At 71.9% G+C, this 21,840-nt stretch carries 19 protein-coding genes; 9 read left to right on the top strand and 10 right to left on the bottom strand.

All coding sequences use genetic code 11. The features are described from left to right. Both AB0C27_RS05065 and AB0C27_RS05060 read right to left on the bottom strand, forming a co-directional pair. The coding region (locus tag AB0C27_RS05065) for a hypothetical protein (protein ID WP_357837974.1) at window positions 1-189 on the bottom strand (189 nt) is incomplete at its 3' end. Window positions 190-244: 55 nt separating this feature from the next. Next, window positions 245-1,303: a peptidase gene (locus AB0C27_RS05060; RefSeq protein ID WP_357837971.1), complete on the bottom strand. Its 1,059-nt coding sequence runs from the start codon at window positions 1,301-1,303 to the stop codon at window positions 245-247. Window positions 1,304-1,501: 198 nt separating this feature from the next. Between AB0C27_RS05060 and dxr the strand changes: the two genes are divergently transcribed. Together dxr and ispG are read left to right on the top strand one after the other, a co-directional pair. Next, window positions 1,502-2,692 (top strand): 1-deoxy-D-xylulose-5-phosphate reductoisomerase, encoded by a 1,191-nt coding sequence (gene dxr, locus AB0C27_RS05055; RefSeq protein WP_357837968.1) that lies wholly within the window; start codon window positions 1,502-1,504, stop codon window positions 2,690-2,692. Window positions 2,693-2,731: 39 nt separating this feature from the next. Then, window positions 2,732-3,895 (top strand): flavodoxin-dependent (E)-4-hydroxy-3-methylbut-2-enyl-diphosphate synthase, encoded by a 1,164-nt coding sequence (ispG, locus tag AB0C27_RS05050; protein ID WP_357837965.1) that lies wholly within the window; start codon window positions 2,732-2,734, stop codon window positions 3,893-3,895. A gap of 101 nt (window positions 3,896-3,996) precedes the next feature. Here the strand turns inward: ispG and AB0C27_RS05045 are convergent, their stop codons facing one another. Beyond that, window positions 3,997-4,785 (bottom strand): NAD(P)-dependent oxidoreductase, encoded by a 789-nt coding sequence (locus AB0C27_RS05045; protein ID WP_357837962.1) that lies wholly within the window; start codon window positions 4,783-4,785, stop codon window positions 3,997-3,999. Between the two features lie 149 nt (window positions 4,786-4,934). Here AB0C27_RS05045 and AB0C27_RS05040 point away from each other — a divergent pair, with 149 nt between their 5' ends. Both AB0C27_RS05040 and AB0C27_RS05035 read left to right on the top strand, forming a co-directional pair. Continuing rightward, window positions 4,935-6,551: an alpha/beta hydrolase gene (locus tag AB0C27_RS05040; protein ID WP_357837959.1), complete on the top strand. Its 1,617-nt coding sequence runs from the start codon at window positions 4,935-4,937 to the stop codon at window positions 6,549-6,551. A gap of 72 nt (window positions 6,552-6,623) precedes the next feature. Further along, window positions 6,624-7,466 (top strand): GNAT family N-acetyltransferase, encoded by an 843-nt coding sequence (locus AB0C27_RS05035; RefSeq protein ID WP_357838028.1) that lies wholly within the window; start codon window positions 6,624-6,626, stop codon window positions 7,464-7,466. Between the two features lie 36 nt (window positions 7,467-7,502). Here AB0C27_RS05035 and AB0C27_RS05030 read toward each other — a convergent pair whose 3' ends face one another. The 5 genes from AB0C27_RS05030 to AB0C27_RS05010 all read right to left on the bottom strand — a co-directional run bounded on the left by AB0C27_RS05030 (window position 7,503) and on the right by AB0C27_RS05010 (window position 12,662). Further along, a complete protein-coding gene (locus tag AB0C27_RS05030) occupies window positions 7,503-9,206 on the bottom strand; it encodes a SpoIIE family protein phosphatase (protein ID WP_357837956.1) in 1,704 nt (567 codons plus the stop codon). A 72-nt stretch (window positions 9,207-9,278) separates the two neighbouring features. Beyond that, window positions 9,279-9,617, bottom strand: coding sequence for a DUF3037 domain-containing protein (locus AB0C27_RS05025; protein WP_357838025.1), 339 nt, complete (start codon window positions 9,615-9,617; stop codon window positions 9,279-9,281). 35 nt (window positions 9,618-9,652) lie between these two features. Further along, on the bottom strand, window positions 9,653-10,471 hold the full coding sequence (locus tag AB0C27_RS05020; protein WP_357837953.1) for a HipA family kinase: 819 nt from the start codon (window positions 10,469-10,471) through the stop codon (window positions 9,653-9,655). A 74-nt stretch (window positions 10,472-10,545) separates the two neighbouring features. Beyond that, window positions 10,546-11,418, bottom strand: coding sequence for a TIGR03619 family F420-dependent LLM class oxidoreductase (locus tag AB0C27_RS05015; RefSeq protein WP_357837950.1), 873 nt, complete (start codon window positions 11,416-11,418; stop codon window positions 10,546-10,548). Beyond that, window positions 11,415-12,662 (bottom strand): LLM class flavin-dependent oxidoreductase, encoded by a 1,248-nt coding sequence (locus tag AB0C27_RS05010; protein ID WP_357837947.1) that lies wholly within the window; start codon window positions 12,660-12,662, stop codon window positions 11,415-11,417. The genes AB0C27_RS05015 and AB0C27_RS05010 overlap by 4 nt, the downstream gene beginning before the upstream one ends. Window positions 12,663-12,751: 89 nt before the next feature. Between AB0C27_RS05010 and AB0C27_RS05005 the strand changes: the two genes are divergently transcribed. The 4 genes from AB0C27_RS05005 to AB0C27_RS04990 all read left to right on the top strand — a co-directional run bounded on the left by AB0C27_RS05005 (window position 12,752) and on the right by AB0C27_RS04990 (window position 17,601). Then, window positions 12,752-13,558 (top strand): LLM class F420-dependent oxidoreductase, encoded by an 807-nt coding sequence (locus AB0C27_RS05005; protein WP_357837945.1) that lies wholly within the window; start codon window positions 12,752-12,754, stop codon window positions 13,556-13,558. A 153-nt stretch (window positions 13,559-13,711) separates the two neighbouring features. After that, window positions 13,712-15,211 (top strand): serine/threonine-protein kinase, encoded by a 1,500-nt coding sequence (locus AB0C27_RS05000; RefSeq protein WP_357837942.1) that lies wholly within the window; start codon window positions 13,712-13,714, stop codon window positions 15,209-15,211. 109 nt (window positions 15,212-15,320) lie between these two features. Continuing rightward, the gene (locus AB0C27_RS04995; protein WP_357837939.1) at window positions 15,321-17,324 is read left to right on the top strand and encodes a PASTA domain-containing protein; all 2,004 of its coding nucleotides are present in this window, start codon (window positions 15,321-15,323) and stop codon (window positions 17,322-17,324) included. A 91-nt stretch (window positions 17,325-17,415) separates the two neighbouring features. Further along, complete coding sequence (locus tag AB0C27_RS04990; protein ID WP_357837936.1) at window positions 17,416-17,601, top strand: DUF6203 family protein; 186 nt, start codon at window positions 17,416-17,418, stop codon at window positions 17,599-17,601. Window positions 17,602-17,628: 27 nt separating this feature from the next. Here the strand turns inward: AB0C27_RS04990 and AB0C27_RS04985 are convergent, their stop codons facing one another. Next, window positions 17,629-19,269, bottom strand: coding sequence for a hypothetical protein (locus AB0C27_RS04985; RefSeq protein ID WP_357837933.1), 1,641 nt, complete (start codon window positions 19,267-19,269; stop codon window positions 17,629-17,631). Between the two features lie 140 nt (window positions 19,270-19,409). After that, window positions 19,410-20,624 carry a Gfo/Idh/MocA family oxidoreductase gene (locus AB0C27_RS04980; protein ID WP_357837930.1) on the bottom strand — a complete coding sequence of 405 codons (1,215 nt, stop codon included), beginning with the start codon at window positions 20,622-20,624 and terminating at the stop codon, window positions 19,410-19,412. Window positions 20,625-20,724: 100 nt separating this feature from the next. On the opposite strand from AB0C27_RS04980, the gene AB0C27_RS04975 reads away from it, so the two are divergent. Beyond that, window positions 20,725-21,822: an ROK family transcriptional regulator gene (locus AB0C27_RS04975; protein ID WP_357837927.1), complete on the top strand. Its 1,098-nt coding sequence runs from the start codon at window positions 20,725-20,727 to the stop codon at window positions 21,820-21,822. Window positions 21,823-21,840: the final 18 nt, after the last annotated feature.

The following is a 21,840-nucleotide window of genomic DNA, read 5'->3' as shown; positions in this document are numbered from 1 at the left end:
TCGATGCCGCCGCCGATGATGACGAACGTGGCCCCGACCGTGATCACGCCGATGGTGGCCGCCAGCGACAGGATGCTGATCAGGTTGGAGGCGGTTCTGCTGGCGGGCGGGGGCCGCGCCGATGAGCGCGGGGCCGATCAGCCCTGCCAGAAGCGGGGCCGCCGCAAGCAGGGGGGTGCTCAAGGTCATGGCCCCCGAGTGTGCACTACGAGATGTGTTCTTGTGACTACTTTCGGTAAATTCCTCAGAGTGCGTTGGTGCTTTGTGCTGCTTGGTAGACGGCTTGGGCCTCGTTCCCGAAATAGGGGCCGAACATCCAGTTGGGGGCGAAGTTGTATTTGAAGCTGTTGACGGAATTCTGGGTGCCGAGCCCGGTCGACTCGTTGAAATTCAGCATCCAGGGGCCGCCGCTGGATCCGCCGGTCATGTTGCAGGTCAGGCCCAGGTCGTTGGAGGCGAGGAAGTCGTCGAAGGTGCGGCCCGAGCAGTAGACGAGCTTCGAGCCGTCGTACGGGGTCGCCGCGGGGTAGCCGAAGGCGTACATCTGCCGGCGTCTTTGCTGGTTGAAGGCCACGCCCTGGCCGCCCACGGCGTCCACCAGCGTCTTGCCCTCCAGGGGCGCGACCACGGCGGCGGCGACGTCGAAGTTGATGTCCTCGCTCGCGTTCCACTGCTGCGTGGTCAGCAGCCTGGTGGCGGGCCAGGTGCCGAAGGGGCGGTTGCCGGCGGCGTAGCCGGGGACGAAGACCCAGTTGGTGTGGAAGGCGCCGTTCATCTTCACGCAGTGGCCCGCGGTCAGCACCACGCTCTTGTTGGCGCTGGTCACCGCCGTGCCCGAGCAGGAGGCGTTGCGGCCCTGGGTGGTGAAGAAGATGCGGCCGGTGGTGCGGGCGACCGCGCCGCCGCCGGTCCACGCCTCGCCCCCGCTCCGCGCCGCCTGGAGGTCCACGCCGGCGCCGGACTGGCCGCGGGTGGGTGGAGCGGTCCAAGAGCTGCCCTGTTCGGGCGCGTCGGCCGTCAGTCCGGCCTTGGGCTTCGGCGCGTCCAAGGGCTTGGCGGCCTCCATCCTCCGCTCCGTCCAGTACGTCATGACCTGCCGCCGCTCGGTGGCCGTGTCGGCGGCGGCCCGCTGGGCGGGCTTCGGCGGCGCCGGCACCCGCGCCTGCCCCTGCCCCTGCCCCTGGCCCTGCACCCGCTGCTGGGCCTGCGCAGGAGCCGCGCTCGCGGGGGGCGGGGCCAGGGCGGCGGTGAGGGCGACGGCGGTGAGCGTGGCGGCGGAAAGCAGGGCGAATTTGCGTTGCATTACGTAACCTCCGTAAACCGGACCTGGGCCTAGGAAGGTAGCGGGCTCAATATCCAGATTTCTCAAGATTTGCTCATACCGATATGGCTATATTCCGTCACAAATGAACTCCCTTATCACGTGTCACATAAGGAGGGGATTTCTGGGGTCTGGGGTCCCGCGTGCCCGAGTACGCCGAACAGCGGGGACAATGGACACGTGCATGAAGAGACCCTCCGCTCCGTGGTCGTGCTCGGCTCCACCGGTTCGATCGGCACCCAGGCCCTCGACGTCATCGCCGCCAACCCCGGCGGCTTCAAGGTCGCCGGGCTGGCGGCCGGTGGCGGCAAGGTCGAACTGCTGGCGCGCCAGGCCGCGGAGTTCGGGGTCGAGGCCGTGGCGGTGGCCGACCCCGCGGCCGTGCCCGCACTGAAGGAGGCGCTGGCCGCACTCGGCGCCCGGCCGGTCGTGCTCGCCGGCCACGAGGGGGTCGCGGAGGTCGCCGGATGGCCGTGCGACATGGTGCTCAACGGCATCACCGGCGCGCTCGGGCTGACCTCCACCCTCGTCGCGCTCGAAGCGGGCCGCACGCTCGCGCTGGCCAACAAGGAGTCGCTGATCATCGGCGGGCCGCTGGTGAAGCGGCTGGTCAAGCCGGGCCAGATCCTTCCGGTCGACTCCGAGCACTCGGCCGTGCAGCAGTCCCTGTGGGCCGCCGGGCCCGCCGGCTACGACTCCTCGGCCGTCAAGCGGCTCGTGATCACCGCCAGCGGCGGGCCGTTCAGGGGCATGCGGCGTGAGGACATGGCAGGCGTCACGCCCGAGATGGCGCTGGCGCACCCCACCTGGTCCATGGGTCCGGCCATCACGATCAACTCCGCCACCCTGGTCAACAAGGGGCTGGAGGTGATCGAGGCGCACCTGCTGTTCGACCTCGGCTTCGACCGCATCGCGGTGGTCGTGCACCCGCAGTCGGTGATCCACTCCATGGTCGAATACGTCGACGGCTCGACCATGGCCCAGGCCAGCCCGCCCGACATGCGGCTGCCGATCGCGCTTGCGCTCGGCCACCCCAGACGCATCCCGGGCGCGGCGCGGGCCATCGACTGGACCAAGGCCCACACCTGGACGTTCGAGCCCCTCGACGACGTGGCCTTTCCCTCGGTCGCGCTCGCCCGGCACGTCGGCGGCGAGGGCGGCACCGCGCCCGCCGTCTACAACGCCGCCAACGAGGCGTGCCTTGAGGCGTTCCTGCGGGGCGGGCTGCCGTTCCTGGCCATCGTCGACACCGTGGCCAAGGTCGTCGAGGAGCACGAGGTGACCCCCGCCGACTCCGTCGAAGAGGTGCTGGCGGCCGACGCCTGGGCTCGCGCCCGTGCGGCCGAACTCACAACCGGGCAGTCCCGCTAGCTACCTAAACTGGAAAGCGTCGTCACAGTAAGGGTTGAAATGACTTCTGTAGCTCTCGGCATCCCGACGGTGCGTCCCAAGCCGCTCGCCGAACGCCGCCACTCCCGCCAGATCATGGTCGGCAGCGTGCCCGTGGGCGGCGACGCCCCCGTGTCGGTGCAGTCGATGACGACGACGGTGACCGCCGACGTCAACGCCACCCTGCAGCAGATCGCCGAGCTCACGGCGTCCGGCTGCCAGATTGTCCGCGTCGCCGTGCCGTCCCAGGACGACGCCGACGCGCTGCCCATCATCGCCAAGAAGTCGCAGATCCCGGTGATCGCCGACATCCACTTCCAGCCGAAATACGTCTTCGCCGCCATCGACGCGGGCTGCGCGGCCGTCCGGGTCAACCCGGGTAACATCAAGAAGTTCGACGACAAGGTCGGCGAGATCGCCCGCGCGGCCTCCGACGCCGGCGTCCCGATCCGCATCGGCGTCAACGCCGGCTCCCTCGACCCGCGCCTGCTGCAGAAGTACGGCAAGGCCACGCCCGAGGCGCTGGTGGAGTCGGCGCTGTGGGAGTGCTCGCTGTTCGAGGAGCACGGCTTCCGCGACATCAAGATCTCGGTCAAGCACAACGACCCGGTCGTGATGATCAACGCCTACCGCCTGCTGGCCGCTGAGTGCGACTACCCGCTCCACCTCGGCGTCACCGAGGCCGGCCCGGCCTTCCAGGGCACCATCAAGTCGTCCGTCGCGTTCGGCGCCCTGCTCGCCGAGGGCATCGGCGACACCATCCGGGTCTCCCTCTCGGCCCCTCCGGTCGAGGAGGTCAAGGTCGGCAACCAGATCCTGGAGTCACTCGGGCTGCGCGAGCGCGGCCTGGAGATCGTCTCCTGCCCGTCGTGCGGGCGGGCGCAGGTCGACGTCTACACCCTGGCCGACCAGGTCCAGGCGGGCCTTGAGGGCCTGAAGGTGCCGCTGCGGGTGGCCGTCATGGGCTGCGTCGTCAACGGGCCCGGCGAGGCCCGCGAGGCCGACCTCGGGGTGGCCTCCGGCAACGGCAAGGGCCAGATCTTCGTCAAGGGCGAGGTCATCAAGACGGTACCGGAGTCGCAGATCGTCGAGACGCTGATCGAGGAGGCGCTGCGCCTGGCCGAGGAGATGGGCGTCGAGGTCGACCTCGACGACGACTCCGGCCCCACGGTCACGGTCGGCTGACCCCGGCGCGGGTCTCTCGCCTCAGTCCCGCAGTCGCGTGAGTCTCCCGTCTCGGCCCTACGGTCGCGAGCCGATGACTCCGGCGCGAACCTCGAGCGGGGTCAGAGGTGCGGGAGGGTGTAGGCGGGGTCGGCGAAGGCGCCGCCCTGAGGGGGGTCGCCGGTGAAGTGGGCGGCCACCCCAGGGATGCGGGCGGCATATGCCTCGGCGTCGTCAAGAGGGTGATAGCCGAGACGGTCGTCCAGCTCCCAGTAGCGGCGGGTGTTGGCCGACACCGCGTAGGGGGCGGCGAAGGTGAGGCCAGGCGTGGTCAGCGCGGCCCAGAAGAAGCCGGCGCAGTCGCGCGGGCTGAGCCAGGTGGCCAGATGACGGGGCTCGCCGGGCTCCGGCTCCAGGCTGCCGATGCGCAGGCACACGACCTCCAGCCCGAACTTGTCGGCGTAGAGGCGGCCCAGCGCCTCCACCGCGACCTTGCTCACCCCGTAGAGGCCGTCGGGGCGCGGCGGCATGCCGGGTGAGACGGTCTCGCTCGCCGGGTAGCAGCCGGTCAGGCGGTTGCTACTGGCCAGCACCACGCGCCTGACCCCGGTGCGGCGCGCCGCCTCCAGCACGTGGTGGGTGCCCGACACGTTGGCATCGAGCAGGTCGGGCAGCGGGGCCTCGTCGGGCACGCCGGACAGATGGACGATCGCGTCGGCCCCCGGCAGCAGCGCCGCCACGTCGTCGGGCTCGCTCAGCTCGGCCTGGTGGACCTCCTCGCCGGTGCCTGCGGCGGACAGCGGCACGCGGTCGACCGAGATCAGACGCGTCAGGCGGCGGCGCAGGGGCTCGCGCAGCATGGACCCGACCCGGCCGGCGGCCCCGGTGAGAACGACGGTCTCCATGGTCATGAGGCGAGTCTGCCAGCGGCCACCGACATTCCTGGCTTTCACTCCCTGTCATTGATCGATTACAAATTGGCAAGCTTTTCGCCATACCCGGAACCGTTCCAAGCCGCGCACGGGAGCATCGCTAGGCCTATGACAAGGGAGGAGGCCGGGTGAAGCGGGTAGCTGGGGTTGTCGCCGGTATGGCGGTGCTCATCGCCGGGATGGTCGGCGCGGACGGTGCGGCGGTGGCCGGCAGGGAAGCCGCGGCGGCGGTGGCCGGGCGGCAGGCGCAGGCGGCCGTGATCTGGGGTGCCTGTCCGAAGGTGGCGGGCAAGACGGTGTCGGCGGCGCTCGAATGCGGCACCGTACGCGTGCCGCTCGACCACCGCCAGCCCAGGGGCCAGTCCATCAAGATCGCCGTGAACCGGATCAAGGCCAAGGTGGCGAGGGACGCCAACCACCTGGGCACGCTGCTGCTCAACCCGGGCGGGCCAGGCTCCCCTGGGCGGGAGCTGACCGAGTTGGTGGCGACGTCCCTGCCTGCCGACGTGTCCGAACGGTACGACATCGTCGGGTTCGACCCGCGCGGCGTCGGCGGCAGCGAGCCGGCCGTGCACTGCGTGGACCCGGACGTCTTCTACAAGCCCCCGAGGCCCGACGCGGTGCCGCACGGGCAGGCCGAGGAGCGGGTGCTGCTGCGCCGGGCCGCCGAGTTCGCCACCGCGTGCGGCAACCGCTGGTCCTGGCTGCTGCCCCACCTGACCACCGAGAACTCCGCCAGGGACATGGACGTCATCAGGGCTGCCCTGGGCGAGGAGAAGATCAGCTACCTCGGCTACTCGTACGGCACCTACCTGGGCGGCGTCTACGCCACCCTCTTCCCTGACCGGGTCAAGCGCCTGGTCATGGACAGCATCGTCGACCCCACGGCCGTCTGGTACGAGTCCAACCTCAGGCAGGACCGCTCCTTCGAGCACCGCCACCGCCAGTTCCTGGCCTGGACCGCCAAGCACCACGGCGTCTACAAGCTGGGCGCCACCGCGAAGCAGACCTCGTTCGCCTACTACGCCATGCGCGACCGGCTGCGCTCCCGGCCCGCCGGCGGGGTCGTGGGGCCGAGTGAGCTCGACGACACGTTCACGGTGGCCGGCTACAGCGACAAGGTCTGGCCCCTGTTCGCCCAGGCCTGGTCTGCGTACGTCCGCAGGGGCGAGGTCAAGGGCCTGACCGAGATCTACGAGAGGCACGGCAAGAACGACGCGTCCGACGAGAACGGCTACGCCGTCTACCTGGGCGTCCAGTGCCGTGACGCGCAGTGGCCGCGCCAGTGGGCGACCTGGCGGACCGACATGGCCGCGATGCACCAGCAGGCGCCGTTCCTCACCTGGCCGAACGCCTGGTTCAACGCCCCGTGCGCGTTCTGGCCGGTCAGGGGCGGCACGCCGGTGCAGGTGCGCCAGTCGCCGAAGCTGCCGCCGATCCTGCTCCTGCAGTCCAGGCACGACGCCGCGACCCCCTACCGGGGCGCGCAGCGGATGGCGGCGCTCTTCCCGCGCTCGCGCATGGTGCTGGAGGGCGGCGGCAACCACGGCGTCTCGCTGTCGGGCAACACATGCGTGGACGGGCACCTGGCGGCGTACCTGAGGGACGGCACCCTGCCGGCCAGGGACACGCGGTGCGCCGCGTCCGCCGAGCCCCGTCCGGCCGAGCACATGACGTCGCAGGAGCCGAAGAGGCACGCGCTGCTCGGCATTCTGGGCGCGCTGGACATGCTGCGCGGAGGCTGACGTCAAGAAAGGGTTACCGTCGGCAGTTCCAGATGAGCCATTCGGTGACCCTTCGCGTAGTCTGACCGTGTGATGCTGCGTACATCGGCGTCGCGCGTGCTCGACGACAACGACCGGGACGAAGTTCTCGCGCTGCTTGACTCCGACCCGGTCGCCAACGTCTTCGTCTCCTCCCGAGTGCGGGCCGTCGGACTCAACCCGGCGAGACTCGGCGGACAGATGTGGGGATTCGGGCCGCGCGGTGGCCTCGTGTCACTCTGCTACGCCGGCGCCAACCTGGTGCCGGTCAACGCCGGTCCCGAAGCCGTGCACGCCTTCGCCGACCGCGCGCGCAAGCAGGGCCGGCGGTGCTCCTCGATCGTGGGCCCCGCCGACGCCGTCGCGCTGCTGTGGGAGCGGCTGGAGCCGCACTGGGGGCGGGCGCGGGCGATCCGCTGGGCGCAGCCGGTCATGGCGATCTCGCACAGGTCGCCGGTGCCGCCCGACCCGCTGGTGCGCAGGGTGCGGCCGGAGGAGTTCGACATCCTGCTGCCGGCGTGCGTGGCCATGTTCACGGAGGAAGTGGGCGTCTCGCCCAACCTCGGTGACGGTGGAGCGCTCTACCGCACGCGGGTGGCCGAGCTGATCAGGATCGGCCGCTCCTACGCCCGGATCGAGGACGGACGGGTCGTGTTCAAGGCCGAGGTGGGGGCCGTCACGCCGCACGCCTGCCAGATCCAGGGGGTCTGGGTGGCGCCCGAGCTGCGGGGGAGGGGCCACGCGGTGGCGGGCATGGCCGCCGTGGTCGACGCCGCGATGAGCTGCTTCGCGCCGATCGTGACGCTCTACGTCAACGACTACAACCACGCCGCGCGCTCGGTCTACCGCAAGGTGGGCTTCCGCGAGGTCGACACCTTCATGTCCGTGCTTTTCTAGAAGCTCCTCTGCGTACGACGAACGCGCCGGGCGTGCTCAGCCGGGGACGCGCAGGACGAGCAGGGCGACGTCGTCGTCGTTGTCGGCCGGGCGGACACTGGCCAGGAACCGGTCGCAGAAGGCGGTCAGCGGCTGCCCGATCAGGCCCGCGGCCTGCGTGCTCAGCCGTTCCATGCCGTCGTCGAGCGCGTGGCTGGGCGACTCGATCAGGCCGTCGGTGTAGAAGAGCACGGTCGAGCCCGGCGAGAGCGGCACGACGGCGTCCTCGCGGGGCAGGCGGTGACCGGTGCCCAGCAGCAGCCCGCTCGCGCCCTCCAGGAAGAGGGCCCGCCCGTCGCTCTCGACCAGCAGCGGCGGCGGATGGCCCGCGTTCGTCCAGCGCAGCTGCCAGCCGCCGTTCGCGTGTTCCACGCGGGCGAAGACGACGGTGGCCATCGTCGGGTCCGCCATGCGGGCCACCGCCTGGTCGAGCCGGTCGATGACCATGCTGGGCGGCTCCTCCAGCTCTCCCGCGTACGCGCGCAGCATGTTGCAGACCTGCGCCATGCCCGCGGCGGCGTCGAGGTCGTGGCCGATCACGTCGCCGATCACCAGCCCCGCCGTGCCGTCGGACATGAGGAAGGCGTCGTACCAGTCGCCGCCGACCTGTGAGGCGTCAGGGGCGGGCACGTAGCAGGCGCGCATCTCCAGCCCCCGCACGGTGGGCAGCTGGGGGAGCAGGTGGCGCTGCATGGTCTCGGCGACCCGCCGCTGCCGTTCGTACAGGCGCGCGTTGTCCAGCGCCAGCCCCGCGCGGCGGGCGATGTCCTCGGTGAGCAGCATGTCGTCGGTGGTGAACGGCTCGGCCCGCTCGGAGCGGCCGAGGGTGATCGCGCCGACGACCTCGCGCACGCCGCGGATCGGGGCGATGCACGCGGACCGGATGCCGGTCACCTCCATCAGGTGCTGCTGGGCGGCGGTGATGGCGGAGTCGGGGCGGCCTTGGTAGTCCTCGGGCCCCACCAGCGCGGCGGTGACCCCGCGCAGCGCCCGCGCCAGGGGCATTGGCGACTCCCGCGCCAGCGGCGGCAGCAGCTCCTCCAGCTCGGCGCGGTGCGTCAGGGTGCCGTTCTCGAAGTGGACCACGACCGCGCGGGAGACCGATCCCTCCTCGGTGAACAGGTCGATCACCACCCAGTCCGCCAGCAGCGGCACCACCAGCCGCACGAGCTGGCGCAGGGTCTCGCCGACGTCGAGGCTGGAGGTCAGCGTCGTGGTCGTCTCGGCGAGCAGGGCCAGCCGGTCGCGCTCCGACATCGGCGTGTGGACGGGGGAGGGCTCCCGCGGCCCGGTCTCGCCCGAACCGGCCTCGTGGAAGATCACCAGGGCGCTGGTCAGGGGGTCGTCGCCCTGGCACGGGGTGACCAGCCAGGAGATCTTCATCAGGGTGCCGTCTCCCCGCTCCAGCCATTGCTCCACGCCCTGCGCGCTGCCGCCCGTCAGGAGCGGGCCGCGCATCTCGCAGCGGCTGCGCGGCAGCGGCTGGCCGCGCTCGCCGCGGTGCAGCAGGTCGTGGGCGTCGCGGCCGATCAGCTCTTCCGCGCCGCGCCGCAGCAAGTGCTCGGCCCGCGGGTTGACCTGCATGATGCGGCCGCCGTCGTCCACCACGTAGGCCCCCGCGTCGACGAGGTCACCCAGCTCGAAGGGGCGCTTGCCGCCCATGGCGAGGGACCGTTCGGCGTCTCCGGACGGCACGCTCATGACCGGCTCTCCCTTCCCTCTTTGCGGCTTCTACCCAACGATCTCCCCACTTCACCGCACCACCGGGTGGGGTCAGACCCGGACGAGCTGGTCGAACAGCCGGGCCAGCTCGGTGTCCGGGTCGGCGGTCAGCCCCGCGTGCACCGGGCCCGCCTGGACGATCGTGCTGCGCGGGGCCGTCAGCCAGCGGAACCTGCCCCCGAGCGGCTCGGCGGCCAGCGCGCCCGCCTCGTCGCCGCAGGCCAGCTCGTACGCGCTGAGCGCCCGGCGCACCCCTTCGACGTCGGCGTGGGGGTCGAGGGCCCGCAGCCGCGCCGGGTCCAGCGCCACCCGGGCGCACAGGTAGCCGCGCGGCTGGCAGTAGAGCAGCACGCCGGCGTTGATCAGCTCGCCCCGCTCGACCTTGGGCATCACGCGGATCACCGCGTACTCGTAGACATCCCTGATCACCGGTCGCCGCCTCCCCGCCAGAACTCGCCGACCGATCCGGGGCCCGCCGCCCTGCGGCCCCGCTCCTGCCCGCCGGTGACCAGCCAGCCACCGGGGCCGTGGGCCCGGCGCAGCAGATGGTCGACGTACGCGGCGCGTACGTCGGAGGGCGAGTCGAAACCCGGCTCGCCGGCCAGCCACTCGTCCGGCACCAGCGCCGTCACGCCCTCCAGCAGCTCCCGCGTGATCTTCGCGGCCAGCTCGGCGCCCGCCGCGCCCACGTCGCCCGCGTAGGGGGCGAGCACGTGGTCGCTCGCGTCGAAAGGCCGCTGCGGGTCGGCGGTGCGCCAGTTGTGGTGGAACCACAGCGCGGCGCCGTGGTCGATCAGCCAGGTCTCGTGGTGCCAGACGAGCAGGTTGGGGTTGCGCCAGCTCCGGTCGATGTTGTGGATCAGGCCGTCGAACCAGATCACCCTGGCCGCGAACAGCGGATCGGCCACCCAGGCCAGCGGCTCGAACCCGAGGGCGCCGGGCAGGAAGTCCACCGCCAGGTTGAGCCCGGTGCTGGCCTTGAGCAGGTCCTGGACCTCCTCGTCCGGCTCTCTGGCGCCCAGCTGCGGGTCGAGGCCGATGAGCTTGAGCTCGGGCGTGCGCAGCCCCAGCCGGCGGCCCAGCTCGGCGGCGATGATCTCGGCGACGAGCACCCTGCGGCCCTGGCCGGCCTCGCGGAACTTCACGACGTACGTGCCGAGGTCGTCGGCCTCGACGACGCCGGGCAGCGACCCGCCCTCCCGCAGTGGAGTCACGTAGCGGGTGGCTGTGATCTTTTCCAGCACGAGACGAGGCTACCGTCCCCTGGGCGGAGCCATGCCGGTCGGGCCGCGGCTCACCCCGCCCGGTCGCGAGGGCGTCACATCTTCGCGATGACCTCCTCGGCGAAGCGCTCCATGGTGGCGATCTTGAGTTCGAGCGTGCCCTCGCCGTACCGGGCCTTCTCCTCCGGCGTGGCCAGCCACCACGGCGCCGCCATCGTCCCCGTCACGCCCTTGTCGGCGAAGCGGCGGTACGTCTCCGCCTCCGGTAGCACCGCCAGCGGCGCGATGATCTCGAAGCCGTCCATGCTCCTGCCGTTGGCGTCGAGGCGGCCGCGCAGATCCGCGAGGACGGTGTCGAACTGCTCCTCGGTGTAGATGCGGTTGCCGATCCAGCCGTCGCCCAGCCGGGCCGCGCGCCGCAGCGCCGCCTCGCTGTCGCCGCCCACGTACACGGGGATGGGGGCGGCGGGGGTGGGTGAGATCGACAGCGGCGGCAGGCCGTCCACGGTGACCGTCTCGCCCGACCAGAGCGAGCGCAGGACCGGCAGCATCGCGTCCAGGCGTTTGCCGCGCGTGTGGAAGTCCTGGCCGGTGCCGACGAACTCCTCCTTGCACCATCCGACGCCCACGCCGAACGTCACCCGGTCGTGCGACAGCACCGCCGCCGTGGAGACCAGCTTGGCCACGGTGAACAGGTCGCGGGCGGGCGCGATGTAGACGTTCGGGGAGAAGCGCAGAGTGCTGGTGACGGCCGCCATGGCGCCGATCGTGACCCAGACGTCCGGCCAGTGCGTACGCGCGTCCCAGCGCGGCCTGCCGGACTTCGAGTACGGGTACGGCGAGGCGAAGTCGGCGTAGAAGAGGTGGTCGGAGAGCGTCAGCGTGTCGAACCCGCACCGCTCGGCGGCCCGCGCCAGCTCCACGAACTGGTCGCTGTCGGCGAAGGAGGCTCCCAGCCAGAATCTCATCGGAACTCCGGGGCGACCTTGGTGGCGAACAGTTCCAGGTTGCGCTTGACGGTGTCGAGGGGGAGCACGCCCTGCTGGCCCTGCATGTAGAGGCCGAACCACTCCAGGTCCGGCATCCGGTCCAGCATGCGTTGGATGCCGCGTTTGACGTCGTCGGGGGTGCCGAACAGGGCCATCTCGACGTCGTTCATGCGCTTGGCGTCGCCCTTCTCCGGGGAGATGGGCTTGTGCTTCTCGTCCTCCTTCTTGCGCAGCACCTCCAGGTAGCCGAACGGGCCGAAGAAGGCGGCGAAGTCCTTGGGGATGCTGCGGCCGAAGGTGTTGATGGCCTCCTCGGTGGTGTCCGCGATCCCGACGATCTTCAGGATGCCGGTGTGCTCGCCCAGCTTGTAGTGGCGGCCCTGCTTGGCCGATTCCTCCTGGTAGAGCTTGGCCTTGGCGGCGTGGTCGTCGGGGTTGGGGGTGAACATCCACGGCAGGATGTCCTCCTGCGCCGCCCTGATGACCGACCGGTCCGAGATCGTGAACGGCTGCCACAGCTCGGGGTGGGGGTTCTGGTACGGCCGCGGGCAGACCGACACCGCCTGCACCTTGCCGTCCTCGTCGAGTTCGCCGGGCGCGCCGAAGGTCCTGGTCCACTCCTGGGCGGGCCAGCCCTCGATGCCGTCGTACGGGTAGGGCACCTGGTAATCGAGCACGTCCGACTTGTAGCGGAGTGTCTCCTCGGTCCACGCCAGCTTCATGATCTTCAGGACTTCACCGAAGACGTCGAAGTTGCGGGTGTCGCTGGCCGAGCCGTCGGAGCGGGCGGCGGCGGCCTGCCAGCGCTGGCCCAGGACGTTCATCCAGCGGTTCTGGTAACCACGCGCCACGCCCAGCCGCAGCCGTCCCTTGCTGAACTGGTCCAGCAGGGCCACGTCCTCGGCCGCCCTGATGGGGTCCCAGGCGGGCAGCACGAGTCCGAGCGGCGCGAGCAGGATCCGCTCGGTCCTGGCTGCCAGGTCGGTGAGGAACATCAACGGGTTGACCGAGAACTCCATCCCTTCGGAGTGGAAGTGGTGCTCGGTCATCATGAGCGCGTCGAACCCGATCTGGTCGGCGTGGACGGCTATCTCCCGTACCTCGTGCAGCAGCCTCTGGTACGACTCCGTGTCGCGCCCGATCGGGCGCTTGGCCCTGGCGTTCTCCTCGGCTGCGTACCCAGAGCCTGGAATTTGCGGATTCAGGAAGATAGAAAACTTCACCGGAAACCTCTTTCCGCGGGATGGTCTTCTGCAAGGTACTCTGGAAATCTTAACCGAGCAATCGCTTGGTTCGCCTGCCGGGAGGACGGATGAGGCTCGGGGTCACGATGTTCGCCACGGATCTGGCCATGCCGGTCCAGGACCTGGCCAGGGCGGCGGAGGAGCGCGGCTTCTACTCGCTCTACCTGCCCGAGCACACCCACATCCCCGTCTCGCGGCGCACGCCGTACCCGGTCGGGGGAGAGCTGCCCGAGGAGTACAAGCGCACCTACGACCCCCTCGTCGCCCTGTCCTTCGCCGCCGCCGCGACCGAGCGCCTGCGCGTCGGGACCGGCATCCTGCTCGCCGCCCAGCGCGACCCCATCGTCACGGCCAAGGCCCTGGCCACTCTGGAGCGGCTGTCGGGCGGGCGGCTGACGGTCGGCATCGGGTTCGGCTGGAACGTGGAGGAGATCGAGGACCACGGGGTGCCGTACGGCGAGCGCCGGGAGGTCGCGCGGCGCAACATGCTGGCCATCCGGGCGCTGTGGCGCGACGAGGTGGCCTCCTTCGACGGGTTCGAGCCGTCCTGGTCCTGGCCGAAGCCCACCAGTATGCCTCCGGTGTACGTGGGCGGCGCCGCGGGGCCGAAGCTGTTCGCGCACGTGGCCGAGTACGCCGACGGATGGATGCCGATCGGCGGGCGCGGCGTCAAGGCGGCGCTGCCGGCGCTGCGCGAGGCGTGCGAGCGGGCCGGGCGGCCGATGGCCGAGGTGATCCCGTTCGCCATCCGGCCCACCAAGGAGAAGCTGGACTACTACGCCGGGCTCGGCGTCACCGAGTCGGTGGCCAATCTGCCCAGCGGGCCCGCCGACGTGGTGCTGCCGGTGCTGGACGAGTACGCCGCGATGGTGTGAGATCGCACCGCGTACAGATCGTTATCAAGGTGACGCGCGGGACGCGAGGCGAGGTCACCCGCGCGGGGAAGGGTTCGGGCGTGGCCTGAATCGATGTCGCCGCTGCTCGATCAGTACGCCGTCCACCTAGGTCAGCGGGCATAATGGAAGGATATGTCCGAGCTACGTGCCGATGATCCCCGACAGCTCGGGGCGTACCGGCTGACACGCAGGCTCGGTCAGGGTGGCCAGGGAGTCGTCTACCTGGGCCACTCCCCGCAGCAGGCGCCGGTCGCGGTCAAGCTGCTGCACGCGAGCCTGTCGGGCGATCCCGACGGGCGGCGCCGCTTCCTCGGGGAGGTCGAGGCCGTACGCAGGGTGGCCGCGTTCTGCACGGCCCAATTGCTCGACGCCGACCTCGAAGGCGACCGGCCCTACCTGGTGAGCGAATACGTCGACGGGCCCTCGCTGCGCGAGCACATCATGGTCGAAGGGCCCCGGCGGGGCGGCTCGCTGGAGCGCCTGGCCATCGGCACCGCCACCGCGCTCGGAGCCATCCACCGGGCCGGGGTCGTGCACCGGGACTTCAAACCGGGCAACGTGCTGCTCGGCCTCGACGGGCCCCGGGTGATCGACTTCGGCGTGTCGCGGCTGGTCGACGCCGCCGCCACCGCCCACACGCCCATGGGCACGCCCGCCTACATGGCGCCGGAGCGGATGAAGGGCGAGCCGGCCGGGCCGCCCGCCGACATGTGGGCCTGGGCGCTGACCGTCGCCTACACCGCTTCAGGGCGGCCCGCGTACACCGCCGACACCCACCAGGAGATCCTGGCCAGGGTGCTCTACGGCAAGCCGGACCTGGGCCCGCTGAGCGGGCCTCTGCGCGAGATCGTCGAGGCGTGCCTGGCCACCGAGCCGGCCGAGCGGCCGGACGCTGAAGAGGTGCTGCGCCGCCTGCTGGGGCAGCCTGCGGGCGAGAGAGATCTGCTGTCCACGGGCGCGATGGCCGCAGTCGGCCCCGCCGCCGGCGTCAGCGCCCCCGGTGAGCGCGGTGAGCCCGCCGAGCCGTCGCGGCCCGCTCCGGCCGGTGCGAAGGCCCGGCAGCCGGCCGGGCTGGGCGCGCTCACCTCCGGGTCCGGCCGGGTCGTCGGGCTCGGGGCGGCTGAGGCCCAGCCCGGCGTGATCACCGACCCCGACCCCACCACCAGCTTCCCCGTGATCACCGCCCAGGTGGCGGCCGCCCGCAATCGCACCGCGGCTCCCGCCTGGCGGCGGGTGCGCCCCTGGCACCTCGCGCTCGCCGCGGCGGCGCTGCTGATGGCCGCGGCCGGCTTCGTGTTCTGGCTGCGCGGCGCGCAGGGCCCCGGCTTCGAAGGCACCTGGACCGGCTCGGCCCAGCACTTCACCGCCGACCGCGTCTTCCCCATGGAAGTGCGCCTCGGCGGCGACGGCGCGGGCTCGTTCCGCTGGGGCGCCGACCTGCACTGCTCCGGCCGGCTCGGACGCGACGGCAGCGGCATGGTCTTCACCCTCGACCGGGTCACGGGCACGGAGTGCTATCCGGGTACGGTCCGCATGTTCCCCACCTCCGACGTGAACCAGTTGGACATCAAGGTGACCCGTTCCGGTGAGGATGAAGTGACGTATTCGGGTACGGTCTCGCGCACCCCTTGACCAGCTGTGTCACGGTCAGGCAGCGATTGCCCTGGGCACCGTTGACTGTTCGCGCTCATTTGCCTTCAGTGGAAGGCAGAAAGGGATCGCGGCGAGGGGAGGCGGCCTCGTGCCCACGGCACAGCCGCTCAGAACGGGGGACCCCCACAGACTCGGGGAGTACGAACTTTCCGGGCGCCTCGGCGAGGGTGGTCAAGGTGCGGTGTTCCTCGGGTCGAGGGACGGCGAGACGTACGCGGTCAAGCTGCTGCACGGGCCCGTCGGGGACGAGCAGGCGGCTTTTCTGCGGGAGGTGGAGCTGGCCAAGCACGTGGCCAGGTTCTGCACCGCGCAGGTGATCGACGCCGGGTTCGACTACGGGCGGCCGTACATCGTGAGCGAGTACGTCGACGGGCCCTCGCTGCACCGGGAGGTAGCACTCACCGGGCCCAGGCGGGGCGGCGCGCTCGAACGGCTCGCGGTCAGCACGGCCACGGCGCTGACCGCCATCCACCGGGCGGGCATCGTGCACAGGGACTTCAAGCCGCAGAACGTGCTGCTCGGGTCGGACGGGCCGCGCGTCATCGACTTCGGCCTGGCCAGGGCGCTGGACGCGGCGGCCACGGTGAGCGGGCGGGGTGTCGGGACGCCCGCGTACATGGCGCCCGAGCAGATCACGGCCTCGGCCGTCACCGGGGCGGCGGACGTGTTCTCGTGGGGCGCGACGATGTGCTTCGCGGCCAACGCCACGGCGCCGTTCGGGCAGGACTCCGTGGCGCCCGTGCTGCACCGCATCCTGACCGCGCCGCCGGAGCTGGGGCTGCTGGACGGACGGCTGCGCACGCTGGTGGCAGCCTGCCTGGACAAGGACGCACGCAACCGGCCGAGCAGCAGGGAGTTGCTGTTCGAGCTGCTGGGGGAGGCCACGGGGGACGAGATACCGGCCGAGGTGCTGCGCTCGCCGCCGCCGCACATCCTGCGGACGCCGCCGCTGGTGCCGGAGCAACGCTCACCGACCGCCTCGCCGGAGGACACCGAGGGTTTTGCGGAGCGGTGGTCGGTCGGCGCGGCGCCGGACCCGATGGCCGAGCCCGAGGACACGGGAGCGGCGGGCAGCGGATATCAGCTTGCCGAACCATCTTCCCATGTCTCCTTACCCCCGGTCGTCACCGAGCCGGCGCCGGTGGCGGGGAGGGGGCGGGGCTGGCCCAGGGCGGCCGTCGCGGTCTGCGCCGCGTTGCTGGTGACCGCCGCCGTGTTGCTCACGATCGTCGTTCCCGCGCTCAGCCGGGGCGGCGACGACCCGATTCCTCCGGGTTCCCAGGCCGCCGCGCCCTTGCCGCCGCCGCGTTCGCACCCCTCCACCGCCCGCTCTCCCTCGGACGAGCCGGCGCCGACCAGGACGCGGGAGACACGGGGACCGCGCGAATCGACCGCCGAACCTCCGCCGGCCCGCCCGCCCATGATCGCCGTACCGGCGCTGACCGGGCTGGACAAGGGCGTGGCGGGCAAGGCGTTGAAGAAGGCCGGGCTCGTCCTCGGCGCCGTCACCGAGGTCGACTCCGCGCAGAAGATCGGCCGGGTCCTGAGCAGCGAGCCCGGCTCCGGGGCCATGGTGAACAAGGGCGCGACGGTGACGCTGCGGGTGTCGAAGGGGATCGCCGTACCGTCCGTGGTGGGCATGCGGCGCAAGGCCGCCGAGTCGGCCCTGACCGGCGCTGGACTCCACGCCGGTGAGGTGAGCTTCTCCTGCTCGCGCGAACCGACCGGCCAGGTGCTCGCCACCACCCCGCAGGCGGGCCGCCGCCTCGCCGGCGGCTCCCCGGTCGCCCTCACGGTCGCGCGCAACGGCGTCACGGTGCCGTCGGTCGTCGGTCGGCAGGGGGAGGCGGGCCGCGCCGCCCTGGTGGCGGCGGGCTTCGGGGTGCGGACGAAGGAGCAGCTGGTGGAGGAGGAGTCGCGGGCCGGGCTGGTGCTCGCGCAGAGCGTCCCGCCGAACACCTGCGCCGCCGCCGGCAGCCGGATCGTGCTGACGGTCGGCGTGGCCGGCCAGTCGGGCCCGGGCCCCGATCCCGACCCCGGCGAGTCCACCCCCGAACCATCAGAACCGGGCGAACCGACCATCAGCGGGTGACAGGCGGGCAATCCGGCAGCAGGGCGGCGAGTGGCGGGCGAGCCGATGGCAGGCGGTGAGTGACGGGGGGCTTCCTGGGCAGTGGGCCGGCATGAAGAAGTTCCTCAAGCTGGTGGTGGCCCGCTACCTGTCCAAGACCCCGCTCGGGCTGGTCGTGCTGGGGGTCGGCTGGTTCCTGGGCCGGCGGCACAAGCGGCGGCGGGCGGAGCGGGAGAACGCGCCGATGCCACGGCGGGCGACGCCCGCCAGGCGGCCGGTACGCAGCGGACGCCGCTGACGACGCAGGCCACGAGGGCACGCGGAGTTAGGCGGGCCCCGGCGAGTACGTGAGGCGCAGCGGCTCGGCGACCAGGTCGCGCAGGTCCTCCAGCCCTTCGTCATCGTGATGCCCCGACGCCAGCACCGACTCCACGAACCGGTACGCCTTACTGCCCGCCAACCCTCGGAGCTGGGCGATCAGCACCTGCGGCCCGCCGACCTCCAGCATCGTGAGGAAGTTCTCGGCCCCCAGCAGCAGGTGCTCCCGCTGCCCCAGCCCCATCGGCTCGATCTCGCCCACGTCCATGAGGAGCGTCAGCGCCGTCGGGCCGAGGATCAGGTCGTGGCGCAGCTCGCGGAGCAGGACGTCGCCCTCGGGGAGGGCTTCCACCAGGACGGCGAGCATGGTGGTCGCGCGGGAGCGGAACGGGCAGGCGCTGATGGCCCGCAGGAGGCATTCGACGTCCTGGCCCGGCCGGGACAGCCAGCCGTTGAGCTCGGCGGCGGCCTCCCTGGGCGGGTAGTGCTGGGTGAGGACGCCCAGGAGCTCGGCGGGTCTGGCGGTGGACAGTTCACCGAGCAGGGGAGCGTCGTGGCCGTCCGCCAGGAGCCGCTCGCGTACGGCGCGCAGGGCCAGCGGGGTCAGCCGGGCCAGAGGAGCGAAGGCCGGCAACTCCGGGTGGTCGTCCTCACGGAAAAGGCCCTCGTGGTGAGGGTCGGCGTGGAGGGGGATGAGCGGGCCGCGGGTCAGCTCCACCGCGCCCAGATCGGACAGGACCTCCAGGGTGCGGGCCAGGTCGCGGGCCAGGCAGTGGCGGCGGGTCTCTCGCGGAAGGTCCTCGTCGAAGCCCTGCCGGCAGGCCGGCCTGACCGCCTTCTCCAGGCAGGTCAGCGGGACGTCGTCCATGCCGTAAAGCGTGTCGAGAACGACCGGGAGGAGCCGGCCGAAGAGGCGGGGAAGAGAGGCGCCGACCGCCTGACCCAGCTCGGGGAGCACGTCGAAGGCGCGCCGCCACAACGCCTCTGGATCGGAGATCAGGCCGGCGGCATGGGGTGCCAGAACATCCGCCCAGGCCCGGAGCAGGTCGGGGACGGCGGAGACGTCGCCCGAGCACGTGACCAGGGCGGTCAGGTGCCGGACGGTGGTGCTGCGGGCGGCGGCGGCCGTCAGGTCGGCGGGCGGCGGAAGGGCGATCGGCGGGCGCGCGGCGGCGCGGGTCTCGTCGAGGCTCAGGGCCGGTTCGGTGAAGCGGGCCTCAAGGAGCTCTTCGAGGACGTGGTGGTCGGTGTCGGTACGGCCGGCGTCCAGGGTCCTGCGGAACGGTACGGCGGCCCGGGTGATGGCCGCGTCGGCCTCATCGGGGGTGCAGCCGCGCGGGTCACGCAGGCCGGTCGCGGCCAGGTAGCGCACGTACGTACGCAGGACGTCCGGCGCCAGGTCGAGGACCTCGCGCGGAGCGACGACGTGTTTCGGCACCCACGCCAGCAGGAAGCGCCTGATCTGGGCGTCGTCCCAGTAGGCGATCCGGCCGTCGCGGCTGTGGTGACGGGAGTCCACGGCGGCGGAGAGCAGCAGCTCGTCGGCGGGGCGGCCGCGCTCGCATGCCCAGACCAGGCAGCGGCGCAGCAGCACGGCCTTGGCCGCCGCGAACTCCGCGGCCTCGTCGGGCGCGAACCAGGTACGCACAACCGTGACCTTCTGCCGGCCGGTGGGGGGAAGCAGGGTGAGAGCCCTGGCTGCCCAGTATTCCCGCTCGGAGTCCGGCGCGGGCGGACTTCTCCTTCCCGTCAGGATCGTATGTGCTTACCTTCCGTTTCCTCTCCGCGTCACAGGGGAACGGTCTCGCCTTCGAGCCGCGACCGTTCCGCCGCCCAGGCGATGAGGTGGCTGTGCAGGCTCTCGGCCGGTGAGGACAGCACCGAGGAGTGGTCGCGGCTGGCCACCGCGTCCAGGAACGCCTCCACCAGCCCCTCGTCACCGCCCCCGTGGCCGCCGCGCGCCGTCGCGTCACCGCTGGGCCGGGTGTCGACCACCTCGGAGCCGCCGGTGACGAAGTCGGTGACGGTCAGGCGGTCGCCGTCGCCGTCGATGGAGCCGCGGGTGCCGAAGATCCGTGTCTGCCGGTGCAGCGACGGGGTGAAGGCCGTCATCGTGAACGACGCCGTCGTGCCGCCCTCGAACTCCAGGTTCACCACCTGGTGGTCGACGACGTCGTTGTCGCAGGCGTACACGCATCTGCCGTAAGGGCCGGTGCGCAGCGCCTCCAGCAGGCCCTGCTCGGAGACGTCGTCGGTGAGCACCGAGACCGGCCAGGTGTCCTGGCCGGCGAGGGGCAGGTAGATGCGCTTGGCGGAGTACGGGCAGGTGTCCTCGACCGCGCAGTCCAGGCAGCGATCGGCCGCCCCGTCGGGGCGGTTCTCGGGACGGAAGTGGGCGAGCCCGCCGAACGACGACACGCGCGTGACCCGCTTGCCGGTGAGGTGGACCAGCCAGTCGAGGTCGTGGCAGGACTTCGCGAGCAGCATGAACGTGGACTCGTCGGTGCGCCGCCAGTTGCCCCGGACGAACGAGTGCGCCTGGTGCCACCAGCCCACCGGCTCCAGGTGCTGGATGCTGACGATCTCGCCGATCCGGCCGGAGTCGAGCAGCGTCTTCAACGCCCGCGTGTACGGGGTGTAGCGCAGCACGTGGCACACCGCGAACACCGCCCCGGAACGTTCCGAGGCGGCCACGATCGCCCGGCAGTCGTCCTCGGAGACCGCCATCGGCTTCTCCAGCAGGATGTCGTAGCCCAGCTCGGCGAAGCGCACCGCGGGTTCGACGTGGTCACGGTCCTGGGTGGAGATGATCACCGCGTCCGCGCGGCGGGGGAGCGCCGCCAGCTCGCGCCAGTCCGCGTACTGCTCGGCGCCGGGGAAGCGGTCACGCCGGGAGTCCAGCGGATCGGCCACCGCCACCACCCGCGCCCGGCCGGACTCCGTGGCGTGACGGGCGTAGGCGGTCCCCCGCGAGCCCGCGCCGACGACAGCGAGCGTGACCATGGCAATCCTCCACTTATGACACCAGCTTACGTATGTCGATCGATGCTAGGATCCGGGCTGGTAGCCGTCAATAGGGGACTTACGGGAAAGGGTCTCATAAGTGACTGAGCTCCGGCCGGGTGACGCGTCCCTGCTGCGCAAGGTGAACACCCAGGTCACGCTGCGGGCCCTGCGCCGCGAGGGCGTGACCACGCTGACCCGGCTCGGCCGCGTCACCGGGCTGTCCAGGCAGACCGTGGAGGCCGTGCTCGACGAGCTGGGCGAGCGCGGCTACGTCCGCGAGCTGCCGCCGGACGAGGGCGCGATGGGACGGCCGGCGCGGCGCTTCGCCTTCAGGGCGGACGCCGGTCACGTGGTGGGCGTGGAGGTCGGGGGAGACGCCGTCGTCGCGGCGCTGGCCGATCTCGACGGAGAGGTGATCGCCTGGGAACGGGCTCCGGTCCCCGGCGGCGCGGCGGCTCACGAGCGGCTGGAGGCGGCCGGGCGTACGGCGCTGAAGTGCGTCGACGGGGCGGGCCTGGCGCGCAGGCGGATCTGGGCCGTGGCGGCGGGGACGCCCGGCATCGTCGATCGCACCGGGCGGGTCTCGCTGTCGCTCACGCTGCCCGGCTGGACGGGCGTGGACCTGGCCGGGCTGGCCGGAGGCTGGTTCGGCTGCACCGCGCTGGCCGCCAACGACGCCAACCTCGCCGCGCTCGCCGAGCACTGGCGCGGCAGCGCGCGCCACGTCTCCGACCTCGTGTACGTCCTGCTCGGCCACCGGGCGGGCGCGGGCATCCTGATCGGCGGCCGGCTGCACCAGGGGCGCCGCGGCGCGGCCGGCGAGATCGGCACGCTGCGGCAGGTCGGCTGGGAGCGGGCCGTCCGCGAACTGGCCGAGGACGCCTCGGCGGCCGAGGTCTTCGAGGCCGCCCTGGCCGGCGACCGCGCCGCCGTGCGCCGGGTCGACCGCTACGCCGAGCACCTCGCCGTCGGCGCCTCGGCCCTCGCCCTGACGGTCGATCCCGACCTGCTGGTGCTGGGCGGCGCTCACGCGCGGGCGGGGGACGTGCTGCTCGACCCCCTGCGCCGGCACCTGGCCGAGCTGTGCGTGAACGCGCCGGAGGTGGTGGCGTCGGCGTTCGGGGACGAAGGGGTGGCGATGGGGGCCGTGCGGCTGGCGCTGGATCACGTGGAACGCGAGATGCTGGGTCTCTGACGCGCCCCGGACGGCCCC

It is taken from the genome of Nonomuraea sp. NPDC048882 (assembly GCF_040649755.1).
Taxonomy (GTDB): domain Bacteria; phylum Actinomycetota; class Actinomycetes; order Streptosporangiales; family Streptosporangiaceae; genus Nonomuraea; species Nonomuraea maheshkhaliensis.
Note: the sequence above shows the minus strand (reverse complement) of the source record. Positions and strands in the feature narration are given on the sequence as shown.